Origin of the sequence: Nocardia brasiliensis IFM 10847, from assembly GCF_000710915.1 — a bacterium.
Taxonomy (GTDB): Bacteria; Actinomycetota; Actinomycetes; order Mycobacteriales; family Mycobacteriaceae; genus Nocardia; species Nocardia brasiliensis_A.
In genome coordinates, this window is record NZ_BAUA01000196.1 from 12,274 (window position 1) to 35,310 (window position 23,037).

The following is a 23,037-nucleotide window of genomic DNA, read 5'->3' on the forward strand; positions in this document are numbered from 1 at the left end:
GTCTTTACCCGGCGAGGGTGGGGTTCGAGAGTGGTGGTCGGCGCCGGGGTTGCTCGGTGGTAGCGAAATGGGCTGTGCCCCAACATTATCTAGATGTAGGAATAATCGTCGTATGACTGCTTCGGCTCGGCTGCACATCAGCAAAGAATTCCCTGCGATGCTGGAACGAATCGACGCGCTCGCCGAGTCGATAGAAGCGAACGCGGCGGCGGCCGCGGAACGTGGCAGCCTCACCGACGATGTGGCGCAGGACTTGCTGGCCGCGGGGATCGTCCGGGCCGGACTGCCGGAGAATCTCGGTGGCTACGAATTCTCGCCGCTGCAGTTGATCCAGACGATCGAGCGGCTCAGCTATCACGACGCCTCGGCCGGATGGACGATGATGGTGTTGCAGATGGTGACGGGCACTACCGCGGCCTACCTCGGCGCGGCCGCGGCGGCTGAGTTGTTTCCCGATGTCGCTGCGGGCAAGCACGCATTACTGTCCGGCCACGGCACCCGGCCGGGACGAGCCGTCCCGGTGGACGGCGGCTACCTGGTGAGCGGGCAGTGGCAGTTCGCCTCGGGCATGGCACTGGCCACGCATATCCACAGTGCGATCCAGGTCGAAGGGACGGGGGAGCCGCGGATCCTCGCGATGCCCAAATCACAGGTGACGCTGGTGGACAACTGGGATGTGCTCGGTCTGCGCGCGACGAGCAGCATCGACTATCACTGCACGGAAGTCTTCGTCCCGCAGACGCATACCTACCCCGCGACGACCATGACGCCCGCCAATGGCGGTGCGATCTACCGCATCGGCGTGGTGAACATGTCCGCGATCGTGCACACCGGCTGGGCGCTCGGCACCGGCCGGCGACTGCTGGACGAGCTGCGACGCTACGCCGTGCAGAAGTCCGGCTCCTTCCACGCCGCCGTCGACACCGCGCAGTTCCACGCCGAATACGCCGGTGCCGAAGCGAAACTACGGTCGGCCCGCGCGTGGGTGATGCGGGTCTGGCAGGATCACGAAGAGACGCTGACCGACGGGGATCCGCTCAGCACCGAACAGGAGACGCTGGTCCGGCTGGCGCTCAACCACGCGACGTGGACGGCGCACGATGTCGGCCGGACCGTGCACCGCTGGGCCGCGACGACCGCGATCCGGCGCGGCCCGATCGATCGGTTCCTCCGGGACCTCGAAACCGGTACCCAGCACATCACTTCGGGCCCGGTGGTGTTGCAGAACTGCGGCAAGTGGCTCAGCGGTGCGCAACCCGGAGCGCACTGGGAGTTCCTGGATCTGGTGGAGTGAGCGGACTCTCAGTTCTGCAATGTGATCGGGGCGTTGACGAGTTCGGCCTCGGTGGGATCACCGTTGGCGTCGTAGAACAGCCAGACACTGGTGAATGTGGCGGGGCCGGGCTGGAATTCGAAGTAGCTGCCGGGCGGGAAATGGATGGTGTAGGGGTGTGCGGCGCCGTCGCAGTCGCCGGGCACCGTGACCGACGGTGACGAGACACCCGCGTCGTCCTGGTACAGCCCCGAATCACCCCTGATGATGCTGCTCGGCCCACCACCGCACGTGTAGGTGCCCGTGACGTCTACGCTGCGGTCGGTGTTCAGGTGCGCAACGCTGTCCACCGTGAGACTGGGCGGCGGGGCGGCCGTGGCAACGGCGGTAGGTGCCATCGTGACACCGAATCCCGCTGTGGCGGCGACGGCCAGTCCGGCGATCCGGTGCTTGACGATGCGCCTTCCAGTGCTTCGGGCATGGTTCAACATCGCATGACTCCTGTTGCGTAGGAGAGGAATTCGAAGACGCTTGCCCAAGTGAGCGTATCCCGTCCCGGGCCGTCCCACGATCCCCAGAAAGTACGGTCGTCGCGCGCGGGGTGGTCATCGCGCCGAACGGATCTGCTGCGGCGTCGCAAGACCGCTTACAGCGCAGCGTATGCGGCGGCGACGAGGTTGTGGGCGCGGCGGTCGCCGGACAGCCAGTCGCGGCGCAGATTCGGCACGAAGGCGATGGCTACCCGGTGGGTGTGGTCGCCCAGCCCGATTGCACCGCCCGCGCCGGGATGTCCGAAGGCGCTCGCACGGGCCGGTTCGGGCAGGATGAAGTTTTCGCAGGGCAGCATGTAGCCCAGGCCGAAAGCGCTCTCCAGCAACAGCACCGCGTCGGGGCCGCGGACCTGTTCGCGAGTCGCTTCGCTCAGCAATCCCGGCGGCAGCAGCGTTGCGTCGACGAGATCGCGATAGAACCCGGCCAAGGCGCGCGCCGTGGTGACCAGTCCGCCCGCGGGCCACCCGCCCGCCAGCACCTCCGGATTGTTGAAGGACCCAGCGGGATTGGTGGAGGCGCGCAGTGCAAGCGAATCGGGGTCTCGAAAGGCCTGCGCCATTTTCGCGACCGTCGCGGCATCGATCGGGCCGGGATCGGACCAGAGCTGTTCGGCGGCAGGCGGGAACGCGACCCGGGCCGCCCGTGCGGCTACCTCGGGCGGTGCGCCGATCCACAGTTCGCCGCCGAAGTGACGGCGTACGTATTCGCCGACCGTGGCACCCGTACGGCGCCGGATGAATTCCCCGACGAGCCAGCCGAAAGTGAGTGCGTGATAGCCGTGTTCGGCACCCGGCCGCCACAGTGGTCGCTGGCCGGCGAGGAGCGCGGCCATGGCGGCCGGGTCGGCAGCGTCGGCGGCGGTGACGATGCGATCGAAGACCGGTAGCCCGGCGCGATGTGCGAGCAGGTCTGCCAGGGTCGTCGCCGCTTTCCCTGCGGCGCCGTACTCCGGCCACCATTTCGTCACGGGTTCGTCCCAGCCGATACCGTCCGCGTAGGCCAGCGCGAGGGCGGCCGTCGCGGTGACCGCTTTCGTGCACGAAAAGGTGACAGCTGGGGTGTCACGCTCCCAGGCTCGCCGCGTGCGTGTGTCCGCCACGCCACCCCAGAGATCGACGACGGCACGACCATCCACGAAGACCGCGACGGCGGCTCCCGTGTTCTGTCCATCGTCGAAACTCGCCTCGAAAACTTCGCGCACGGCCCGGAACGCAGGATCTACGTGCCCGTGCACCAGCCGGTTCATGGACAGAATTAGAACACGTTCTAATTTGTGGCGGGCAGTTTTCGCTCTCGATGAACCCAGAGGTCGGCGCGATCGCCCGAAACCAGAGCCAGCGCCCTGGATGCAGTGCGGAAGTAGCGCGCGCCGAACGCTGGGGTCAGTCGCCGTATTGGTCGTATGCCTCGAACTCGCCGAAGCCGTCCTCGAACCAGCCCAGATCACGCCACGTGCCCGAGCCGTCGAGCGGGCCCTCGTACACGATTTCGAGATAGCTGCCGGACTGGTCGTCCAGTCGCACGCGGCGGCCCCGGCTGTACAGGAACAGGGACACGCTGATATCAGGCTTTGCGTCCTCGTACGCCATACCGAGCACCCCCTCCCACGCCACCTGGAGCGGCCCGGACGGAGCCGGCCCCCGTAGGAGACAGGAGAACCCCTCGTCGAACTGGTTCGACTTGACCAAGGTCACCTCTTCGCCGAGATGCGCGCCGAAACCTGCGACGAGGGTATCGATCGTCGCCTGCCACCGGCCGGGTGGCGGGTTGTCCTGAGGGTCGTTTTCGACCGTCACTGCCAGCTGTTCCCTTCCCAGCTCTCCCGCGTGGGATACACCACTTCATGAGCGCCGTTGTTACGGGTGATTTCGACGTAATGCTCGCTCTGGGACCATTTTTCCGGTTTGAGCGCTTTCGGCTTCTTTTCGTTCTTGTCGATCAAACCATAGGCCGTGATGACGGAGTTCTTGTTGCCTGCCTCGGTGACGACAATCGAGCCTTTGCTGTAGTAGACGTCGACGGGGCGGATGTAGGGCTCCTTGGTGACATGGTGCTTGCCGTGGTAATCCCCGCTGAAGATCCGTTGCGGGTTGTTGAGGATCGATGCTTGAACCTCAGGGGTGACACCGTGTTTCTGCAGCGCGTGACCGATGCGGCCGCCGGGGTAGGGAGCAGGCGCCCGTTGCAGTTCCTTCGGCGTGACCTGCCGGTAGAAGTTGGCGAAGCGTTCGCACGCGGCCGGCGTCAAACCGAGTGGGTCGATGAACCGGAGCGGATTGCTGGTGTAGGCGTACGGGTTCGGTGCGGGGTCCAACCCGAGGGGATCGGGTGTCAGGTACTGGCCGGTGTCCGGGTTGTAGTACCTGAACATGTTGTAGTGCAGGCCGGTTTCGGGGTCGTGGATCTGGCCGGGGAACCGTAACGGCGAGCCGGTTCGCCCGCGCCAAGTCGTCCGGCCCCACAGATCGGTGTGTGCGTCGGCCACGGTGTCGGCGGTGGCGGGGTCGACCAATTCGGCGGGGGCGCCTACGAGATCGGCGACGATCGCGTAGAACTCGCGATCGACCGTGCCCTGGTCGGTCGACTGGGTGAGCGGCGTGTGTGAGCCGGGTTGGTACTGCCAGCGAACGGTCGCGGTACCGCTGGACTGCTCGATGAGATGTGTGCCGTCCCAGAGATAGTCGACGCGCTCCAGGACGGTGCCGTCGGTAGCGAGGTGTTGTTTGGTGGTGCGGCGGCCTAGGGCGTCGTAGGTGTAGTGCCACCACTGGCCATCCGGCGTCCAAGCATCGGTCAATTGGTCGAAAGCGTTGTAGCGGTAGTGCCATACGTCCGGTTTCCGGGACAGCCGGACAGTGGTTTTGCGAATCAGCCGTCCGGCGGCATCGTAGTGGTACCGGGTGCGGCCATCCCGGACGAGGAGAGCGCCGCGGTACTCGCGACGACCGTTGCCAGGCGGAAAGCCGGGTTTGCCCCCAGGTGTCGGTGCTGACACCGTGGCGCTGGTGACGTTGTCGAGTGCGTCGTAGGTGTAGCGCTCGGTGGGCGCGCCATCGGTCGAAACGGTGGTGACCCGACCGGCGGGGTCGAGCTGGTAATCGCGTCGCAAGAGGTCGGTCTGCGCACGGTCGACGGTGTGGGAGATGAGGTATCCGTCTGGGCGATAGGCGAATTCGTCGCGACGAAGGCGGATCGGGTCCGGTCGAGCGGACGGCCCGGCTGCCAGTGACAGGGAGCGTGGCGGAAAGGCGGTCACCTCTTGGTGCGTCACTCGGCCGAGGGCGGTGAGGCCACGCGTGACGGCCACTTCGCCTACCCGCCAGGTGGTCAGCCGTCCGAGCGGGTCGTAGTCGAAGGTGATGTCGTGGTCGTCGGCGTTGAGATGGTCCAGGCGGCCGGTGACATCGTGGTGCCAGGTGGCGACGGCGCCCGAAGGTGTGGTCCGGCGCGTGCGGTGGCCGCGCCTGTCGTGTTCGAAGAGCATCGGCGGGTTGGCGTCGAGTTGCTCGGACGCAACGGCACCGATTGCGGTGTAAGCGAATTCGAGACGATGGGTGAGATCCGCGCCGACGCCGTTCACCGCGGCCAGGACGCGGCCTGCCGGGTCGTGGGTGTAGCGGATCCACTCGTCGCCCGCGGAAATCTCGGTCAGGCGGCCGAGGACGTCGTGGTGCTGGTGACGAGTCGCGCCGGTTGCCGGGGTGATCGCGCTGACCCGCCCCGCGCGGTCGTACGCGTATCGGGTGGTCGCGCCGCTGTACGCGGTCTCGGCGACCAGCCGTCCGGCACTGTCGTATTCGTAGGTCCAGGTCTGGCCGATCGGGTTGTGTACGGCGACGAGGCGGCGTTCGGTGTCCCAGGTGTAGCGAGTGGTCGAGCCGTCCGGATCGGTCCGGGAGCGCAGGAGGTCGAAATCGCCGTACACGAGCCGGGTGACCGCGCCGGTGCGATCGGTGCGACTGCGAATGTTGCCCTCGCCGTCGTAGGTCCACGATTCGCTGCGCCCGTCGGGATCCGTTCTGCGCAGCAGCTTTCCAGCGGCAGACCAGTCGAAGCGAGTGACCTCGCCGAGGGGATCGGTGATGTGGGTGGCACGGCCCGCGGCGTCGCGCCGGATATGCGTCACCGCGCCGTGCGGCTCGGTGACCTGGATCAGCAGCCCGGCCCGATCCACCTGAAAGGTGGTGCGGGCACCGTTGGCTTCGACGACGGACGCCAGCGCGCCGTTGGGGTGATACGTGAACTCGGTGCGGCCCCCCACGGCGTCCACCGCCGCGGAGAGATTGCCGTCCACGGACCATTCCCGGCGCGTTACCGAACCGTCGGGGGAGGTGATGGTGAGTGGACGGCTGCGCCAGAGATATTCGACGTCGGTCGAATACCCGTCCGGCCGAATGACTTTCGCGCAGTCGCCCGCGCCGTTGTAATGGTAGCGGGTAATCGCGCCGTCCGGCCCGGTGACGGTCAGCGGCCTGCGGTCGGCGTTGTAATCGATGTGCGTGCGGCCGCCGGTCGGGTCGACGAGATCACGCAGTTGCAGTTCGCGGTCGAAGCCGTGGGACGTGGTGGCGCCGGACGAATCCGTGACCATGGTGAGCCGGCCGGTGCCGTCGGGGAGTTCCAGATAGTCGTAGTCGCAGTTCAATACTCCGGCAGTGCCGCGCTGGAAGACGACGCGACCGTACTCGTCGTAGGTGTTCACCATCTGGTTGCCGTTGGAGTCGGTCCACGAGGTCATCCGGTGCTCGGCGTCGTAGGTGTACCGGGTGGTGGCTCCGTCGGCATCGGTGACCGCAGCCAAATCTGTTCCGGCATAGGTGAACCCCAGCACCCGGGTGGCTGATTCGCCGAGCTCGGGATCGTCGGAGAGCAGCGACAGGCCGGTGATCCGCGCACCGTCGGAATCGATCCGGACCCGATACCCACCCGAGTGCGTGACCTCGACCGGCACGCCGTCGGCGTCATAGTGGAAGCGGATACGGTTGCGGTGCCGGTCGGTGATCGCCGAGATCGCGTAGTTGCCGAATCTGGCCTCGATGCCGTCGAGTCCCAGTTCCGGCGCGAAATGCCAGAGCACCTCCGCTCGTTGATCCCACACGCGGTAACCGCCGGCCTCGGTGCGGGTCAACGACCACTGCTGCCCCTCGGTGAGCGGGTGCACCGGAACGCCGACCTCGGCATGCGGGTAGGCGAGCATCATCGCGTTCTCGCCGATGAACGTGACACCGGCGTCCTCGACCACGATCCTCGCGTCCAACGTGCTCGACCACGACGGGCCGAACCAGCGTCCGAAGCCGTAATTCGAATGATGGGCCCGCTGCAAGGTCAGCGGCAGCACACCGGGTAGATCGAGATCAGTGTCGGGCAGGAGGAATTCGCCGGTGCTGATATCGACCGGGTCCGTGGAACAGGTCTTCTGCGCGGGCGTCCGATCGGCCTCGGGACCTGCCGCTCGTGCGTGCTCATGCGCATTCCGGTCGGCGTCGGCGCGATTGCGGGCGGGGTGATCGGCATCAGGGTCGTGGTGGTCCCGCGGTGCGTTACCAGGATCGTGCGGACGGTCGCGGTCGGTGTGGCGATCGCGGGGTGCGTCGTCGCGGTCGCGGGGGCGGTCGTTGTCGTGTTCGCGGTCCCGGGTGCGTTCGCGGTCACGGTCGGTGTGGCGATCCCGCGGTGTGTTCTCCGAGTCGTGCGGACGATCGCGGTTGTCGGTGCGGTCGCGGTCGGTGTGGCGATCGCGCGGCGAGTTGTCGGGCCTGTGCTGCCGGTCGTGATCGGTGTCGCGATCGCGCGGTGTGTCGTTGCGGGGGCGGTCGCTGTCCGGGTGGCGATCGCGCGGTCTGTCGTTGAGGTCACGAGGGCGGTCGTGCTCGCCGTCGCGGGTTGGTTGGCGGTCGCGGTCGGGGTGGCGATCGCCCAGGTCGCGACGACGGTCCCGCGGTGCGTCGTCGGGCTCGTGTGGGCGCCGGTGGCGGTCGGCGCTGTCCGGGGCCCGATGCGGGTCCTGGTGCGGCGCAGACCTGTTCGTGTCGCGGTCCGGGTGGGAATCGGCGTGCCGAGCAGGTGTTTCCGGGTGCGAGCGGGCCGTCGGTTCAGCGTGTGCGCGCTGCGGGGCGTGGTCGGGGGTGGCGCGGGTGGCCGGCGACGGGTGTGGCTCGGTGCGGCTGGTGGTAGCGGGGTCGCGGTGCGGGCGGGCGACCGGTTTCGGATCGGCGTAGGGACGCGTCGCCGGGTCCGGCTGCGCCCGTGCGGCAGGAGTCCGGTCGGGGTGGGGGCGGGTACCGGGTTCTGGGCGTGACGAGGGGGTGAGATCGGAGTATGCGCGTGTGGGGTCGGGCTGCGCGCGGACGCCCGGCGCGGGATCAGGGCGGGTGTATGGCGCCGGAGCGTCGGGATGCGACCACGGGCTGGTCTGCCAGACAGGTGCGGGATCGGGTTGGCGTGCGGTGCTCGGCTGCGGGTCCGGCGTGTGCGTGCGGACCGACGCCGGGTCGGTCTGCTGTGTGGGCGTGGCCCCGGTCTCGGCGCGTGCAGGCGGCGCGTGGTCGGGGTGGGTGGTCGAAGTGTGGTCCGGGTCGGTGCGAACCCGCGGTGCCGCTTCGGAGTTCGCCTGGGGCGATCGCGGGGAGTCGGTGTTCGCGCGGGTGTCAGGTGTCGCGTCGGAGTTGGCGCCCGGTGACCGCGTCGCATCGGAGTTCTCGCGCATGCCCGGCGTGGTGTCGGCGTGTGGTGCTCGCGCGGTGTCGGGGTCGGCGTGGCTGCCCGGTGCGGTGTGCGGCGCTCGCGCGGTGTCAGGGTGCGCGTGGGTGTCCGGCGTGGCGTCGGTGTGCGGCGATCGCCCTTCGGGGCTCACTTGCGGCGCATCGGAATTGGCGCGTGTGGAGGGCGAGTCGACGTCGGTGCGGGAATGGGGTGCGCGTTCGGGATCGGCGTGCACCGTCGGGGGGTTGTCCGCGTGGGTCGTGGGGCGCAACGCCTCCGGGCGGGGTCGGTGCGATGCGGCGGTGGATCCGCGTCAGGGCGCGCGGCCGGGGTCGGGTCCGCGTTCGTGTGCGGCGACGGTGCGGGGTCGGGATCGCGGTGGGTGACCGGCGACCGGTCAGGGCCGGGATCCGCGTGCTGGTTCGGTGTGGGCGAGGGGTCGGTACGCGAGGTAGGGGAGGGGTCGGCGTGCGGGCTCGGTGCCGGGTCAGGGTCCGAGTGCCGAGTGGGCGCCGGATCGGGCGCCTGCCGCGCCGGACCGGCTGCGGGGGACTCAGGTCTATGCGGTTGCTCCGTCGTCGAATGATTTGTACCGCCGACGTTTTCGGGCCTCGGGGCGGGGGCCTCGGGACGGCTGTTCGCCTGCACCGGGTTCTGGTCGGTGGGCGTATGCCCGTTGTCCACCCGGGTGGGCGCGGGTCGCTGCGAGGTTTCCATCGACATGTGCGACGGCGTGCCGCTCGGGGTGTGCGTCGAATTGGGCAGGTGCCTTCCGACGTCGCCGACATCGTCGGCGACGCGGGCGAGCCGGCCCGCGTCCTTCATCTTCCGCAGTGCACTGACGGCGACCTTGGCACTGCCGCCGCCACCGGTGGCGGCGGTGAGCAGCGCGTCACCGGTCAGCGCGCCCATGAACTCGAACGGATTCTTCCTGGCGTCGGACAGTATCGCAGAGACCGTCGCGCCCGGATCCGCCACTGCGACAACCAATCCCGTCGCGAGATCGGACAAGCCGGCCGCGTACTCGGCGGGGTGGGTCATGTTGTAGATATCGGTCGGGTTGACCTGGCGCACGAACTGCACGAGTCCGGTGAAACTGGTGAGCAGCCCGGAGGTGAAGTTCAACGCCCCGTGTTCCAGAACGCCGCCCATATCCGAGATGTTGGCGATCCAGCGGTCGGTGAAAGGGGGTTCCTTCGGCGCCTTGTCGGTGGCGGCGCTGAACGCGCCCACGGCGATGGATGCCCCGTTGTCACGCTGAGTTCGCGCGCCGCGCAGAATTTCTCGCGCTTCGTTGCGCATCGAGGTCCAGGTGTCGACGAGTGTGGTCTGCGCCTGCTGTTCGCCGGTGAGCGAGTTCCACCAGTTCTTCTGCCTGCGTTCCTCCGCGTCGGCGGCCTTCCACTTATCGATGGCGTCGGCGGCCTTGCCCTGTCCGGTTTTCACCTCGTTGTGCCAGGCTTCCATCGCCTTGGCTGCCGAGGTGAAGGCGTCGGCGCAGTCGAACCACAGTTTCGGCTGCTTGTCGTAGACCGCGTTGAACGCGTCCGCGCCTTCGCCGACCCATTCGGCGGCATCGATCTGCTTGAGCGCCTGCCCCGTCGAATCGATGGCGGTGGCCATCTTCTGCAAGGTCTGCGCGGTGGAGCTGATTTCGGCAGGCTCGCCGCGGATCAGTTCTTTCGGTTCCTCGGTCTCGCCGAGTTCTTCCTCTTCGACGTCGCCGCCGGTGCCGGAGGCGATGTTGTCGCCGAGGTCGTCCAAGCCCTCGGCGATGCCGTCCAGACCGATCGCTTTCGCACCGTCGGAGAGCACGTCCAGCGCGTCGTCGGCGACCTGTCCGACTCCTTCGACGACCGCTTCGACACCGTCCTCGATCGCCTCGCCGATGTCGTTGACAACATCCCAGAATCCCAAGCCTATTGCCCCTCGGACTGTTTCATGATTTCGGCGGCCTTCTTCGCGGCGCCGGTGTCCCACCCGGGTGTCTGGCCGGAGAGCAGGCTGCCGCTGACCGGGGACACATTCGCGATCGCCTGCGGAGCGACCGCTTCGATCACTTTGAAGTTCGTCATGATCTTCTGGTTCGCCTTGTCGAACGACTGCATGCTGTAGTCCGCGTTGCGAATGTGGTTGAAGGCGTTGTCGGAGAAGGTGTCTCCCCAGGAACGGGCGGTGATCTGCTCGTCGGTGAGATGTGGGTTGCCCGCCAGGTGGGTCCACATCTTCTTGAGCATGCCCTCGGCCTTCTCGTCCATCTCGTGGTAGCGCCCGGCCGCCAGACCGAGCGTCTTGGCGATCGAGTTGCCCGCCTGCACCAGTGCCCGTACGCCCCACGACCAGCGCTCGGTGAACTCCTCGAACGTCTGTTGCACGGTGTGCTTGCCCGCCTCCATCGTCGACAGGGTGAGCAGGGCGAAACCGCGGCCCATGTTGCCGGTTTCGCCGATGCCCAGGTTCGACAGCTCACCGATGGTGGACTGAATGCCTTTCGCGGCCTGCTGCAGCACCGCAGGATCGACCTTCACCTGCTGGGTCACGCTGCCCCCTCGATTCGTGTGTTACTCGGTTACTTCGGGTGGAAATGCCATCGGGGTCGACCCGACGATGTCTACTGCGATGCCGGTGGGTTGCTTGCACGATTCGGCGTAGTCGAGCAGTCGCCAACCGGAGAGGGTGTGGTACCGGTACTCCCGGTCGGCTTCGATACCGTCTTCGGCCAGATAGCCTCGCGCCGTCATGTAGCGGGCGTATTCCTCGACGCTGGTGAACGCACACAGCCAATCGACACCACACACCTGTGACGTGGAGATGCGCTCGTCGTCGGTCACCGGCACGAACAGCGCTGCCTGCCGAAATGCGGCCTGCAAAGCTTCGGCCTGACCGAAACCGGCATAGAATGCGGCGATTTCACCGCGCAGAATTCCCCGGCCGTCGGCGTCGGACATCCCCCGAACCCTCCCCTGTGATTATGCATTGTCCGCTGAACGAGTTCAACAGAGTGTACGCACATCCCGCGACCAGTCGAGGTGCTACCAGTTTGCTGGAGCGCCCCTATTTCTACCGGCACGAACGATTTCAAACTGCGTCGCGAGACGTGTCGGCGAAGGGGGTGGCAATTCGCGGGCATCGGCCCGTGCCAATAGAATTGGGGGCATAAAGGTCGTCCGGCGGTGCACCACGTTCGGTCGTCGGGACAGTCTCGAACCGGGGCGAATCGTGTCGAAGACAGCTCAGGTCAGCTTGGCGGCCAACCTCTTCGCGTTCATGTGGGCGATCGCTTCGATGGAGATCATCGGGTTGACGCCGGAGGCGGTGGGGAAGCAGGAGCCGTCGGCGACGACGATGTTGGGGACGTCCCAGGTGGCGCCGTCGGGATCGGTTGCGGACAGCTGCGGGGAGCCGCCCATACGGGCCGAGCCCATGATGTGCAGGGCACCCATCGCACAGCGTCCGGGCGCGTAGCCCGCGGCACGGCACGCGGCGGCGAATTCGGCGTGTGAGCCGCGGCGACCGGGCTCGTAGTCGACGCCGGCCTGATGGCCGGAGAAGATGCGGCGGGCCCCCGCTGCTTCGAGAATGCTTGCGGCGCCTTCGATCCCGGTGTGCAGATGTGCGGCGTCGTAGGACGAGAGACGGTAGTTGACGATCGGTTCGCCGGATTTGTCGACGGTGACGGTGCCCGAGTCGCGGTCGCGGGTGATGATGCCGATCGGTGTGGTGCGGGCGAATTCGAGCAGGGTGCGACGGTGGGCGTCCGCCCCGCGCCATCCCATGAAGCCGAGGGCGAGGCCGGGGTGCACCGGCCCGGTCTCGTAGATGACGCCGTAGCCGTTGCCGTCGAGATCGGCGTGCTCACGGCAGATTCGGCCCTGCAGCGCGCCCTCCCAACCCCGCAGTTGCGCCCCGAACACGCCGAACACCGCGGCGGCCGGATGCAGGCGTAGGTGGCGTCCGATGTTCTCGTTGCCCAACCCCGATCGGCGCAATAGCGCGGGCGTCTGTACCGCGCCCGCGGCGACGACGACGGCGCGGGCCCGCACCTCGATCTGCGACCCGGACTCGGTGATCGCCGAAACGCCTTCGGCGCGACCGTGTGTCACGTGGATTCGGCGGACGTTCGCGCCGACGACCAGCCGCGCACCGGCGGCGGCCGCGTCAGCGAGCCAGGTCTTGGTGACGGACTGTTTGGCGCCGACACGGCAGCCGTAACCGCAAGAACCGCATTCTTTTCCGGCGTCGCAGGCGTCGGTCACGTTGCGCGGCAATGTGTCGACCGCCCAACCGAGCGCTTGTGCGCCGCGTTCCAGCACGCCGTCGCGGGCCGAGAGCGGCGACCGGGTGTCGGTGACGGCCAGTCGTTGGCTCACCACCTTCAGTGCTCGGTCGAACTCGGTCTCGGCGAACTGCTCGGCGCCCAGCGCGGCCCATTCCGCGCGGACAGAGTCGGGAGTCGGCAGAGAGGTGCTCCAGTTGACGACCGTGCCGCCGCCCAGACAGGTACCCGCGACCAGGGTGATCTGCCCCTCCGCGGAACTCGCGCCGGGCGCATAGAGCTGTTCCAGGGCCGCGAGTTCGCCCGCGCCGAAATCCCGGTCGTCGTAGTAGCTTCCGCGCTCCAACACGATCACGTCCAGGCCCGCTTCGGCCAGCACGGCTGCCGCGGTGCCGCCGCCCGCCCCCGATCCGACGATGACGACATCGCAGGTGAGTGTGGCGTTTTCGGTGTATCGCAAGGGCGTGAGCGCGGGTGCGGGGGCGGTGCCGAGCGGTCCGCTCGGTGCGGGATAGCCGATCTCGCGCCACAGCGGATTGGTGCCCGCCGGGCCGGGCGTCACGTTGTAGGCCAGCAACGCTGCCTGTTTGAGCGCTTGGAAGATCGCACGCACCGGCCCCAGCCGGGAATCACCGAGGCGCAGCAGGGCCTGTTCCCGTTCCTGTTGCGACAGTGTGGAAAACCGTCGCGGTCCCGCGCCGAGCAGCAAGCCGGTCAGCCGAGAATCCCACCACCCCAACAGCATTGCCAGCTGCTTGCGATCGGCCTCCCGCGGGCTGCGCCGCAACAGCCGGAACACGGTGTCCACCGCCCCGAGCTCGCTCGCCGACGGCAGCGTCGAACCGTCGCCGGGAACGAAGGTATCGCAGATCATCCGCAGCGCTGCCCGCTGCTCGGCCGTCGGCTCCATCCGAATCTCCCCTTCTCCACTGCCGGACGCAGTTAACCATGCGACGCGTGTGTAGTACCCACTTTGGTCCATATATGCAGGTAGGGATCTTGCAGCAGAAGAATGTAGATTTACTTTCCGGTGTGCGGCGAGTGCTTCCGGCAGTGTGCGCCACCGCACGCTCGGACGGTTGCCTGCAGTCCGGTTCGCTGAGCAGACCGGATCGTGGTGTCCGGGCGGCGTTCCTGACACGCTGCGGATGGATGGCACAGTTCTGGTGCCACTTCGGGAGGGGTGATCAGATGAAGGGGCAGTGGATATCACCGAGGTCAGCGGGCTGCTGATTTCCGACAACTGCCACACCGACGTGGTGGTCAACTGGTTCATCTGGGCCTGACCCCAGCACATTCCAAGGAGTCGAGATGGAATTTCCACTCTTGCAGGGCGCTGGAGAAGTGCCCGAGGTCGACAGCGTCCGAACCGTCGCCCTGTACGAACCCGGGTCCGGCCGAATCATCCACCAGCACATCGCGGTCGTCTTCGCCGGTGGACGCGACCTCCCTGAGGCGGAGGCGATCGAAGCCGCCCGCCGCAGCGCCGCCGAGGCCGGTCACCGCACGAAGGACCTGAAGGTCGCCGTCGGCACCAGCCCCGACACCCTCCGCGGCGCCCACCGAATCGACACCGCCACCGGCGCATTCGTCCGCATCCCGAATCCTGTTCCTGGACAACGTGGCCCGTCTACGTCCTGACCGATCGCCGACCTGGAGTGAACGCGATGGTGGATCAGCGCACAGTCTCGGCGTGGTCGAGGATGACCTGTTGTGCGAGGGCCCACGCCGAGGAGGTGGCGTCGGCGAATTCGCCGTGCCCCGTGCCCGGCAGCAGCCGCAGGTCGGCACTGTTGCCCGCGCGTCTGGCCGCGTTCACATAACGGCGGCTTTGTTCCGGAGCCACGACGGTGTCGGCGTCGCCGTGCAAGGCGGTGATGCGTACGCCGGTCGGGAGATGAGCGATGGGGGAGGCGTATCGGTAGCGTTCGGGGACCTCGCTGGGCGAGCCGCCGAGGAGTTTCCGGACGAATCCGTCGCGCCCTTTGGTGACGGCGTATTCGGGATCGAGCACCGCGGACATGAGGGTGGCACTGCGGATTCGCAGCGCCTTGGGCTCGGGCGACCGCTGGAACCGGCCGGCCACCCAGGCGGCCAGATGACCGCCCGCCGAGTGCCCGGCGACTTGAATCCGCTGTAGGTCCAGCGCATTACCCGACTGCTGCTGCACGGTGGTGGCGAGCGCGAGAACCGCGTCCGCGACGTCGGTGAGGGTGACCGGCCAGCCGCCCGCACCGTTGACCCGGCGGTATTCGATGTTCCACACCGCCACCCCGTTCTCCGCCAAAGCCGTTGACTGTGCGTCGAATTGGGTGAGCGTTCGATTCTGCGACCAGCCGCCGCCGTGGATCAACACCACGACCGGAAACGGGCCGGGTCCGGTGCGCGGCAGATAGAGCTCGCCGAAACAGTCCGGCGCAGTGTCGTACGCGATGCGCAACGGCCGGTCCGGGGTGGCGGCAACAATGCCGGAACTGATCATGGCCGGTGCGATGGGTTCACGCGGCCCGTACGCGATCCCCAGGGTGACCAGCGCGGCCAAGACGGCAACGACTAGTCGGCGGACTCGCCGCGGGCCGAACACCATGATGGCCGGCACCTCCTCTTCCCTGGCGCATCGCCGCCACCCTACTGGCCGCCGGTGTCCGATATGGCAGGCAACGGACAACAGGTGTCGACCGTCACTCCAGGGCGCGCGCCGACCGGGTTCAGCGCATGATCGAGGGGCTGCCCATACGTGGCCGCGAGACAAGGACTCGGCGAAAGCGAGTGAATGCATGGACCGGAGAATCCACAGTTGGCGCACCGTGTCGGTGGTGGCGGCCGCGGTCGCGCTGGCCGGCGCGGTGTCGTACTGCGGTTCGGCGGCCGCCGAACCGATCGCACCGGCAGGCTGTGCGACGCCGGACTTGTGGACCGTGCCCACCCGACCGGCGGAATCTCTGACGATGATCGTCGCGTACAGCTTCGGATATCGGAGTCCGGCCGATCCGTCCAGCGGTGACCACGAACCGGGACCGGTCAACGAGGCGCTGGCCGACGCGGTCGTCGCCGCGCGGGGTACGCGCGACATCCCGGTGTTCGCGCAGTCGGAGATCGCGGCGGTACTGCGGTCCCGGTATGCCATGCACGATGTGATCAGCATCGACGGCGACACGAATCCGGACGGTTCGCCGATCTATCTGTCCACCGAGGGCGTCGCCGCGAAGGTCGCCGCGTTGCGCGGTAGTGCTCGTGACACCGACATCGCGGGTGTTGTCGCGTTCCGCGATCACCTGTGGCGCGCAACTCGTACAACGTCGGCGGCCGGTTTCACAGCCGGAGCACCGGCCGACGTTGCGATGCCCGACCGATACGACCCCCGGTCGGCCCAGCCCTGGACCACCGGCCCGGAACGCTATCTGCCCGTCGACTACGCGGGAAGGCTGAAATTCCTGATGTGCCGATAGCGGCAGCGCCGTCGATTGCCCCGCTGTCGAGCCCGGCCCCGCCGAACACTCCGGCGCCGCCGCAGTTGCGGCGGATCACGGCCGGGGTGCTGGAAAATATGCCGTCCGGAAGTTTACGCGGTGCATACGAAAGGGGCAGGGCATGCTTCCCTCGGCAGATGTCGTCGGCATCGTCGCGCAGCGGGCGAGACCTCGGCGAGCTCGGCGTTACCTCTCGGTCGCAACGCTTCTCGCGCTGTGCATCGGACTTCTGGTGGTACCTACGGTCTTCGCTTCGGCAGATTCGCTGCCCACAGCGCCGAAACTCTGCACAGCCGAGGAAGAGAAGTCCGGCGACGCTGAAACGATCGACAGTTGCCAGCGGAGAAGGCTCGACAGCGCGATCGCCCGCTATGACGCATTGCCGGAATCGGCCAAATTTTCGCCTTTCGAGGTCAAAGGTGACATGAAGGCGCCGTCCAAACCCAGGGACGCTCAGTCCGCGGCCAATCCTCGCTTATATGAGGCATGGGCAAAGGACGTGAACTTCAGTGTGTGTCGATACGTCGCGATGAACGGCGGCGAGCTTTGTGGCTACGAGGAATGTGCGAGCGGCGATAACGTGCTGAAATCCGGGCTGTGCGACGCGTTGAGTGGTGGCTATCCCGAGGATGGTAAACAGCACGATGATGACAAGCTGCCCGAGGATCTCCTGGATCTGAAAACAACCACTGAAGACGTCGTGTTCGCCGCCGGCGCAGTGGATACCAGCGGCAGCTCGGCGGAAAGCCGGATCGCCGCGAACACGGCCGAAGCGGCCGCGGTCGCGGCGCAACGCGCGCTCGGCTGGCTTTCCTGACCCTTCAGCTCACGGCCGGGCTCTCAGCGCAATGCGAGGTATTTGGTTTCGAGGTACTCCTCGATACCTTCGGTGCCCGCCTCGCGGCCCAGACCGGATTGCTTCATGCCGCCGAAGGGGGCCGCGACGTCGGAGACGATGCCGCGGTTGACGCCGACCATGCCGGACTCGACCGCTTCGGCGACACGAAAGGCTCGGTCCAGATCTTTGGTGTAAATGTAAGCAGCCAAGCCGAATTCGGTGTCGTTCGCGGCCTCGACCCCTTCGGCTTCGCCTTCGAAACCCGTGATCGCGGCGACCGGGCCGAAGACCTCCTCGCGCAGGATACGGGCGTCGGCGGGGACATCGGCGAGGACCGTGGGCGCGTAGAAGTAGCCCTCGCCGGGCAGGCTGTGGCCGCCGGTGGTGACGACGGCTCCCTTCGCGACGGCGTCGAGTACCAAGTCGGACACCGTGTTTCGCTGTCGCTCGTTGATCAGCGGCCCCACTTGGACACCGTCGAGGTGACCGGGACCGATCTTCAGCGCGAGCATGCGGGCGGTGAGCTTCGCGGTGAATTCCGCGCGCACCGCGTTGTCGACGTGGAAGCGGTTGGCCGCGGTGCACGCCTCACCGATATTGCGCATTTTGGCCGCCATCGCGCCGTCCACCGCCTCGTCGAGGTCCGCGTCGGCGAACACCACGAAGGGGGCGTTGCCGCCGAGTTCCATGGACGTGCGCAGCATCCGGTCGGCGGATCGGGCGAGTAGAAGCTTGCCCACGGCGGTGGAACCGGTGAAGGTGACCTTGCGCAGGCGCGGGTCGGCGAGCAGGGGGCCGGTCAGTTCGGCCGCGCGCGAGGTCGGCAGGATCGACAGCACGCCCGGCGGCAAGCCGGCCTCGGCGAACATCTGTCCGAGCAGCAGCATGGTGAGCGGAGTTTCGGGGGCGGGCTTGACCACCATGGTGCAGCCGGCGGCGAGCGCGGGCGCGATCTTGCGGGTGCCCATCGCGAGCGGAAAGTTCCACGGCGTGATCGCCAGCGTGGGGCCGACGGGCTGTTTGGTCACCAGGATCCGGCCGTTGCCGGAGGGCGAATGGGTGTAGCGGCCGTGTACGCGCACCGCTTCTTCGGCGAACCAACGCAGGAACTCGGCGCCGTAGGCAACCTCACCGTGGCTCTCCGCCAACGGTTTTCCCATCTCCGAGGTCATCAGCAAGGCGAAATCGTCGCGCCGCTGCAGTACCAGTTCCCAAGCCCGGTGCAGGATTTCGGCGCGTTCTCGGGAAGGCCGCGCCGCCCAGTCGCGCTGCGCCGCCGCGGCGGCGTCGAGCGCGGCCACCCCGTCGGCGACCGTGGCGTCGGCCACCTCGGCGAGCACCGCACCGGTCGCCGGATCGTGCACCGGGAACGTGGCGGCGTCAGCGGCCGCCACCTGCCGTCCGGCGAGCCACAGCCCGGTCGGCACCTCGTCGAGCAGGGCGGTTCGGTCACGCATCGTTGTTTCTCCTGGTGGTCGCGGGGGCTCGGTCGCGCAACACCTCGGCGAGCACCTCGATGCCGTCGGCGAGCAGCTCGTCGTCGATGATCAGCGGCGGCAGCAATCGGATCACGTTGCCGTAGGTGCCGCAGGCGAGCAGTAGCACGCCGCGCGAAAGCGCTTGGGCGACAATTTCTTTGGTCAGCAACGGATCCGGCTCCGTAGTGCCCGGACGGACGATTTCGAGGGCGAGCATCGCACCGCGTCCGCGCACCTCGCCGATCACGTCGACCTGCGCCGCCAGTGCGCGCAACCGTGGCAGCACCGCGGCTTCGATGGCCCGGGCCCGGGCGGGCAGATCGAGCTCGCGCATGGTCGCGATGGTGGCGAGCGCGGCCGCGCAGGCCACCGGGTTCCCACCGTAGGTTCCGCCGAGTCCACCCGGATGCACCGCGTCGAGCAGCTCGGCCCGTCCGGTGACGGCCGCGAGCGGCATACCGCCCGCGATGCCTTTGGCCATGGTGACGATGTCGGGCACGACGCCTTCGTGCTCGCTGGCGAACCAGGAGCCGGTGCGGGCGAAGCCCGTCTGCACCTCGTCGGCGATGAACACGATGCCGTTGCGCGCCGCCCAATCCGACAGGGCCGCAAGAAAACCGGGGGCCGGAACGATGAAGCCGCCCTCGCCCTGGATCGGTTCGATGATGAGCGCGGCCACCGCGTCGGCGCCGAGCTGCACCTCGATCCGGGAGATCGCGCGCCGCGCGGCCGCCGCGCCCGACAGGCCGCCGTCGCGATAGGGATACGACATCGGCATCCGGTAGATCTCCGGCGCGAACGGGCCGAAATTCGCCTTGTAGGGCTGGTTCTTCGCGGTGAGCGCCATCGTCAGGTTGGTGCGGCCGTGATAGGCGTGATCGAACGCGACGACCGCGCTGCGCCCGGTGGCCAAGCGCGCCACCTTGATCGCGTTCTCGACCGCCTCGGCGCCGGAGTTGAACAGCACGGAGCGTTTCTCGTGCCGTCCGGGTGTCAGTGCGGCTAGTTGCTCGGCGACCTGTATATAACCCTCGTACGGCGTGACCATGAAACAGGTGTGGGTGAAACGTGCGGCTTGGTCGGCGATCGCGGCGGTGACGGCCGGGTGGGCGGCGCCGACACTGGTGACGGCGATCCCGGAACCGAGGTCGATCAACGAGTTTCCGTCGACATCGACGATGACGCCACCGTCGGCGTCGGCCGCGTAGACCGGCACCGAGGATCCGACTCCGGCGGCCACCACGGCCGAGCGGCGGGCGGCGAGCGCCGCCGACCTCGGGCCCGGCAGGGCGGTGACGAGTTTGCGCTGCTGCGCTAAACGGTGGGCGATATCGAGCATCGAAGACTCCCTAACGGGTCGAGTTGTCTGGGGCACTCCGAATAGAGTTCTGCCCCGTGCGGTGCAGGTGGTGCCGGCGCTATTCGACCGGAACCAAGGCGGGGACAACAGGTTCGGCGGGCACCGTTTCCGTGCGGGTGGCCACGCCGTCGCGGAAGAAGCCGGGATTGCACCAGCGCGCCGCCAGCATCAGGACCGCGCCCAGGCACAGCATGCCGAAGCCCATGAAGAACACCAGCCCGATGCCGCCGATCGAGGCACCGCTGCCGTTGTCGGGGTTCATGCTCTCGCGCACGGAGACCGCGAAGACCGCGAGCAGCATCAGCCCGCCGAGCAGCGGGAACGCGAACTTGAACACGACATTGCGTGCGCTGCTGAACAATTCGGCGCGGAAATGCCACACGCAGGCGAACGCCGTGATGCCGTAGTACCAGCAGATCATGATGCCCAGCGCGGCAACGGTATCCATCAGCGTGTGCTCGGAAAGCAAGGTCACCAAGGTGTAGAAGATTCCGGTGACGACGCCCGCGACCACGGTGCTGAACGCCGGTACCCGCAAGCGCGGGCTCACGGCGGCGAACTTCTTCGGGAACGCCCCGTAGGCGCCCATCGCCAGCATCGTGCGGGCGGCGGGCAGGAACGTCGTTTGCAGGCTGGCCACCGAGGAGGCGAGCACCGCCAGCAGGAGCAGCGGGCCTGCCCAGCCGAGCACCGGATCGGCCAGCGCGCCGAAGACATTGTTCGCGTTCGCCGCGTTGCCCAGGCCGAGACCGCTCTCGCCGACCCCGGCGTACATCATCACCGCCACCGCGACGAGCAGGTACGTCAGCAGAATCGACAGCACGCACAGTAGGCCCGCACGGCCCGGCACCTTGTCCGGGTTCTTGGATTCCTCGCCGAGGGTCAGGCAGGTGTCCCAGCCCCAGAACGCGAAGATGGATCCGGTGACGCCGATCGCGAACGCGCTCAAGGTGATTCCGGCGAACGGGTTGAACCAGTCGAGTGCGAAGGACAAGCCGCCGGGCGCATCGCCCGTGCCGACGCGGACCAGCGCGACGACCGCGAAAGCGAGCAGCACCACCATCTGGAATCCGACGAGCACGTATTGCACCCGTTCGCTGGTGGTGACGCCGCGCCCGGCGACCACCGTGGCGATCGCGATGAACAACAGCGTGGTAGCGATAGCGACGGCCTTGTTGCCCGCCAGCTCGGCGAGGGCGGCGTTGCCGGATACCCGCGCGAGGAACAGGTAGAGGAATTCGACGCCGATCGAGGCCAGATTGGACAGCACGATGATCGTCGCCATCACCATGCCCCAGCCGCACATCCAGCCCACGTACGGCCCGAACGCCTTGGTGGACCAGGTGAACGAGGCCCCGCAGTCGGGCATGCGCGAGTTCAGCTCGCGATAGGCGTAGGCGGTGAGGAACATCGGGACGAAGCCCGCGATCAGGATGGCGGGCAGTTTCAAACCCACGGCGGCCACGATCAGGCCGAGGCTCGCGGTCAGCGTGTAGCCGGGCGCGACGGTCGAAACCCCCAGGACGGCACCGGCGAACGCGCCGACCTGCCCCGAGGCGAGTCCTTTGTCGACCAATTCCGGACCCGGGGCGTTGGTTGTGCTCATCTATCCGCCGCCTAGTCGTGTGCGCTCATCACGTGCTTGACGCGCGTGTATTCCTCGACGCTGTAGGCGGAAAGGTCCTTGCCGTAGCCGGAGTACTTGAAGCCGCCGTGCGGCATCTCGGCCACCAGCGGGATGTGACAGTTCACCCAGACGGCGCCGAAATCCAGTGCGCGGGTGCAGCGCTCGACCGTGGCGTGATCTTTGGTCCAGACGCTGGCGGCCAGGCCGTAGCGGACGCCGTTGGCGTATTCGATGGCCTGTGCTTCGTCGCGGAACGGTTGCACGGTCAGCACCGGGCCGAAGGTCTCGTCCTGGACGATGTCGTCGTGCTGGCGCACCTGCGTGATGATCGTCGGCTCGACGAAGAAGCCCTTCTCGCCCAGTCGATGTCCGCCGGTGACCACCTTGACGTGCGCGGGCAGCGCGGCGAGTTTGCCCAGTACCGCGGCGAAGTGACGCGCGTTGTTGAGCGGACCGTAGAAGGTGTCCGGATCCTCGGGCAGGCCGGGTTTCAGCGTTTCCGCCTTCCGGACCAACGCGTCGACGAGCTGATCGTGGATCGATTCGTGCACGAGCACGCGCGTCGCCGCGGTGCAATCCTGGCCCGCGTTGAAGAACGCGGCCTCGGCGATACCGCTTGCGGCCCTGTCGATATCGACGTCACCGAAGACCACGGCCGGCGCCTTGCCGCCGAGTTCGAGGTGTGCGCGCTTGAGTTGCTGCGCGGCCGATCCCGCCACCGCGATACCCGCGCGCACCGAGCCGGTGATCGACACCAGTCCGGGAATCGGATGGCTCACGAGTTCGGTTCCGGTGCTCGCATCGCCGAGTACGACGTTGAAAACCCCGTCCGGCAGAATGCCTTTCGTCAGCCGCGCCAGCACCAGCGTGCTCTCCGGCGTGGTGTCGCTCGGCTTGAGCACGATCGTGTTGCCCGCGGCCAGCGCGGGGCCGATCTTCCAGATCGCCATCATGAACGGGTAATTCCAGGGCGTCACCTGCCCGACCACGCCGATCGGCTCGCGCCGGACGTAGGAGGTGAAACCCGCCATGTACTCTCCGGCGGGTCGGCCCTCCAGCATTCGGGCCGCGCCCGCGAAGAACCGGATCTGATCGGCGCTGACCGCGACCTCCTCGGCGGCGATCACCGCTTTCGGCTGACCGGTGTTGCGGCATTGCGCCTCGACCAGTTCGTCGGAGTGCGCCTCGATGGCGTCGGCCAGCTTCAACAGCGCGGACTGGCGCGCGCTCGGCGTTGTCCGCCCCCAGGATTCGAATGCCCGGGCGGCCGCGGCCATGGCGGCATCGATGTCGGCGCGGTTCGAGATCGGCGCCCGGCCCACCACGGTCTCGTCCACCGGATTCACCAGATCGATTGTTTCGGCGGCGCCGGAAGCCACGAATTCGCCGTCGATGAAGTTCTCGAGTACCGGCAATGACATTGTTCACCGTCCATCTCTCGGGGCGTGTCCTTCGGTTCGC

At 67.6% G+C, this 23,037-nt stretch carries 17 protein-coding genes; 4 read left to right on the forward strand and 13 right to left on the reverse strand.

What is annotated here, in order from left to right; genetic code table 11:
* Positions 1–112: 112 nt before the first annotated feature.
* Entirely contained in the window at positions 113–1,294 is a 1,182-nt protein-coding gene (locus NBRGI_RS38690) for an acyl-CoA dehydrogenase family protein (protein WP_029902604.1), read from the forward strand.
* An 8-nt stretch (positions 1,295–1,302) separates the two neighbouring features.
* On the opposite strand, the gene NBRGI_RS38695 is transcribed toward NBRGI_RS38690, so the two are convergent.
* The 8 genes from NBRGI_RS38695 to NBRGI_RS38730 all read right to left on the reverse strand — a co-directional run bounded on the left by NBRGI_RS38695 (position 1,303) and on the right by NBRGI_RS38730 (position 13,713).
* Positions 1,303–1,764, reverse strand: a complete 462-nt coding sequence (locus NBRGI_RS38695; RefSeq protein ID WP_029902606.1) for a hypothetical protein — start codon at positions 1,762–1,764, stop codon at positions 1,303–1,305.
* Between the two features lie 155 nt (positions 1,765–1,919).
* Entirely contained in the window at positions 1,920–3,071 is a 1,152-nt protein-coding gene (locus NBRGI_RS38700) for a serine hydrolase domain-containing protein (protein WP_029902608.1), read from the reverse strand.
* Positions 3,072–3,207: 136 nt separating this feature from the next.
* Positions 3,208–3,621 (reverse strand): hypothetical protein, encoded by a 414-nt coding sequence (locus NBRGI_RS38705; protein ID WP_029902610.1) that lies wholly within the window; start codon positions 3,619–3,621, stop codon positions 3,208–3,210.
* Positions 3,618–8,678 carry an RHS repeat-associated core domain-containing protein gene (locus NBRGI_RS45740; RefSeq protein WP_148311126.1) on the reverse strand — a complete coding sequence of 1,687 codons (5,061 nt, stop codon included), beginning with the start codon at positions 8,676–8,678 and terminating at the stop codon, positions 3,618–3,620. Before NBRGI_RS45740 ends, NBRGI_RS38705 begins: the two co-directional genes overlap by 4 nt.
* Positions 8,675–10,444 (reverse strand): WXG100 family type VII secretion target, encoded by a 1,770-nt coding sequence (locus NBRGI_RS48370; protein ID WP_029902613.1) that lies wholly within the window; start codon positions 10,442–10,444, stop codon positions 8,675–8,677. The genes NBRGI_RS45740 and NBRGI_RS48370 overlap by 4 nt, the downstream gene beginning before the upstream one ends.
* 2 nt (positions 10,445–10,446) lie before the next feature.
* Positions 10,447–11,067: a type VII secretion target gene (locus NBRGI_RS38720; RefSeq protein ID WP_029902615.1), complete on the reverse strand. Its 621-nt coding sequence runs from the start codon at positions 11,065–11,067 to the stop codon at positions 10,447–10,449.
* 21 nt (positions 11,068–11,088) lie between these two features.
* On the reverse strand, positions 11,089–11,475 hold the full coding sequence (locus tag NBRGI_RS38725) for an SseB family protein (protein ID WP_029902617.1): 387 nt from the start codon (positions 11,473–11,475) through the stop codon (positions 11,089–11,091).
* A 285-nt stretch (positions 11,476–11,760) separates the two neighbouring features.
* Positions 11,761–13,713, reverse strand: coding sequence for a GMC family oxidoreductase N-terminal domain-containing protein (locus tag NBRGI_RS38730; RefSeq protein WP_029902619.1), 1,953 nt, complete (start codon positions 13,711–13,713; stop codon positions 11,761–11,763).
* A gap of 401 nt (positions 13,714–14,114) precedes the next feature.
* On the opposite strand from NBRGI_RS38730, the gene NBRGI_RS38740 reads away from it, so the two are divergent.
* The gene (locus NBRGI_RS38740) at positions 14,115–14,444 is read left to right on the forward strand and encodes a hypothetical protein (RefSeq protein WP_063726367.1); all 330 of its coding nucleotides are present in this window, start codon (positions 14,115–14,117) and stop codon (positions 14,442–14,444) included.
* Between the two features lie 34 nt (positions 14,445–14,478).
* Here NBRGI_RS38740 and NBRGI_RS38745 read toward each other — a convergent pair whose 3' ends face one another.
* A complete protein-coding gene (locus NBRGI_RS38745) occupies positions 14,479–15,402 on the reverse strand; it encodes an alpha/beta hydrolase family protein (RefSeq protein ID WP_235211255.1) in 924 nt (307 codons plus the stop codon).
* A 178-nt stretch (positions 15,403–15,580) separates the two neighbouring features.
* On the opposite strand from NBRGI_RS38745, the gene NBRGI_RS44660 reads away from it, so the two are divergent.
* Both NBRGI_RS44660 and NBRGI_RS47855 read left to right on the forward strand, forming a co-directional pair.
* The gene (locus tag NBRGI_RS44660) at positions 15,581–16,252 is read left to right on the forward strand and encodes a hypothetical protein (RefSeq protein ID WP_051728364.1); all 672 of its coding nucleotides are present in this window, start codon (positions 15,581–15,583) and stop codon (positions 16,250–16,252) included.
* A 142-nt stretch (positions 16,253–16,394) separates the two neighbouring features.
* Positions 16,395–17,090: a hypothetical protein gene (locus NBRGI_RS47855; protein ID WP_148311127.1), complete on the forward strand. Its 696-nt coding sequence runs from the start codon at positions 16,395–16,397 to the stop codon at positions 17,088–17,090.
* Positions 17,091–17,113: 23 nt separating this feature from the next.
* Here NBRGI_RS47855 and NBRGI_RS38760 read toward each other — a convergent pair whose 3' ends face one another.
* The 4 genes from NBRGI_RS38760 to NBRGI_RS38775 form a co-directional block, all read right to left on the reverse strand.
* The gene (locus NBRGI_RS38760; RefSeq protein WP_029902628.1) at positions 17,114–18,568 is read right to left on the reverse strand and encodes an NAD-dependent succinate-semialdehyde dehydrogenase; all 1,455 of its coding nucleotides are present in this window, start codon (positions 18,566–18,568) and stop codon (positions 17,114–17,116) included.
* Positions 18,561–19,928, reverse strand: a complete 1,368-nt coding sequence (gene gabT / locus NBRGI_RS38765; protein ID WP_029902630.1) for a 4-aminobutyrate--2-oxoglutarate transaminase — start codon at positions 19,926–19,928, stop codon at positions 18,561–18,563. The genes NBRGI_RS38760 and gabT overlap by 8 nt, the downstream gene beginning before the upstream one ends.
* Before the next feature lie 79 nt (positions 19,929–20,007).
* Positions 20,008–21,555, reverse strand: coding sequence for an APC family permease (locus NBRGI_RS38770; protein WP_036562467.1), 1,548 nt, complete (start codon positions 21,553–21,555; stop codon positions 20,008–20,010).
* An 11-nt stretch (positions 21,556–21,566) separates the two neighbouring features.
* Positions 21,567–22,997, reverse strand: coding sequence for a gamma-aminobutyraldehyde dehydrogenase (locus NBRGI_RS38775; RefSeq protein ID WP_029902634.1), 1,431 nt, complete (start codon positions 22,995–22,997; stop codon positions 21,567–21,569).
* Positions 22,998–23,037 lie beyond the last annotated feature (40 nt).

Bases quoted from the DNA above. Each gene is read 5' to 3' on its own strand.
- NBRGI_RS38690 (WP_029902604.1), top strand. From the start codon at position 113: ATGACTGCTTCGGCTCGGCTGCACATCAGCAAAGAATTCCCTGCGATG.
- NBRGI_RS38695 (WP_029902606.1), bottom strand. From the start codon at position 1,764: ATGTTGAACCATGCCCGAAGCACTGGAAGGCGCATCGTCAAGCACCGG.
- NBRGI_RS38700 (WP_029902608.1), bottom strand. From the start codon at position 3,071: ATGAACCGGCTGGTGCACGGGCACGTAGATCCTGCGTTCCGGGCCGTG.
- NBRGI_RS38725 (WP_029902617.1), bottom strand. From the start codon at position 11,475: ATGTCCGACGCCGACGGCCGGGGAATTCTGCGCGGTGAAATCGCCGCA.
- NBRGI_RS38730 (WP_029902619.1), bottom strand. From the start codon at position 13,713: ATGGAGCCGACGGCCGAGCAGCGGGCAGCGCTGCGGATGATCTGCGAT.
- NBRGI_RS38740 (WP_063726367.1), top strand. From the start codon at position 14,115: ATGGAATTTCCACTCTTGCAGGGCGCTGGAGAAGTGCCCGAGGTCGAC.
- NBRGI_RS44660 (WP_051728364.1), top strand. From the start codon at position 15,581: ATGGACCGGAGAATCCACAGTTGGCGCACCGTGTCGGTGGTGGCGGCC.
- NBRGI_RS47855 (WP_148311127.1), top strand. From the start codon at position 16,395: ATGCTTCCCTCGGCAGATGTCGTCGGCATCGTCGCGCAGCGGGCGAGA.
- NBRGI_RS38760 (WP_029902628.1), bottom strand. From the start codon at position 18,568: ATGCGTGACCGAACCGCCCTGCTCGACGAGGTGCCGACCGGGCTGTGG.
- gabT (WP_029902630.1), bottom strand. From the start codon at position 19,928: ATGCTCGATATCGCCCACCGTTTAGCGCAGCAGCGCAAACTCGTCACC.
- NBRGI_RS38770 (WP_036562467.1), bottom strand. From the start codon at position 21,555: ATGAGCACAACCAACGCCCCGGGTCCGGAATTGGTCGACAAAGGACTC.
- NBRGI_RS38775 (WP_029902634.1), bottom strand. From the start codon at position 22,997: ATGTCATTGCCGGTACTCGAGAACTTCATCGACGGCGAATTCGTGGCT.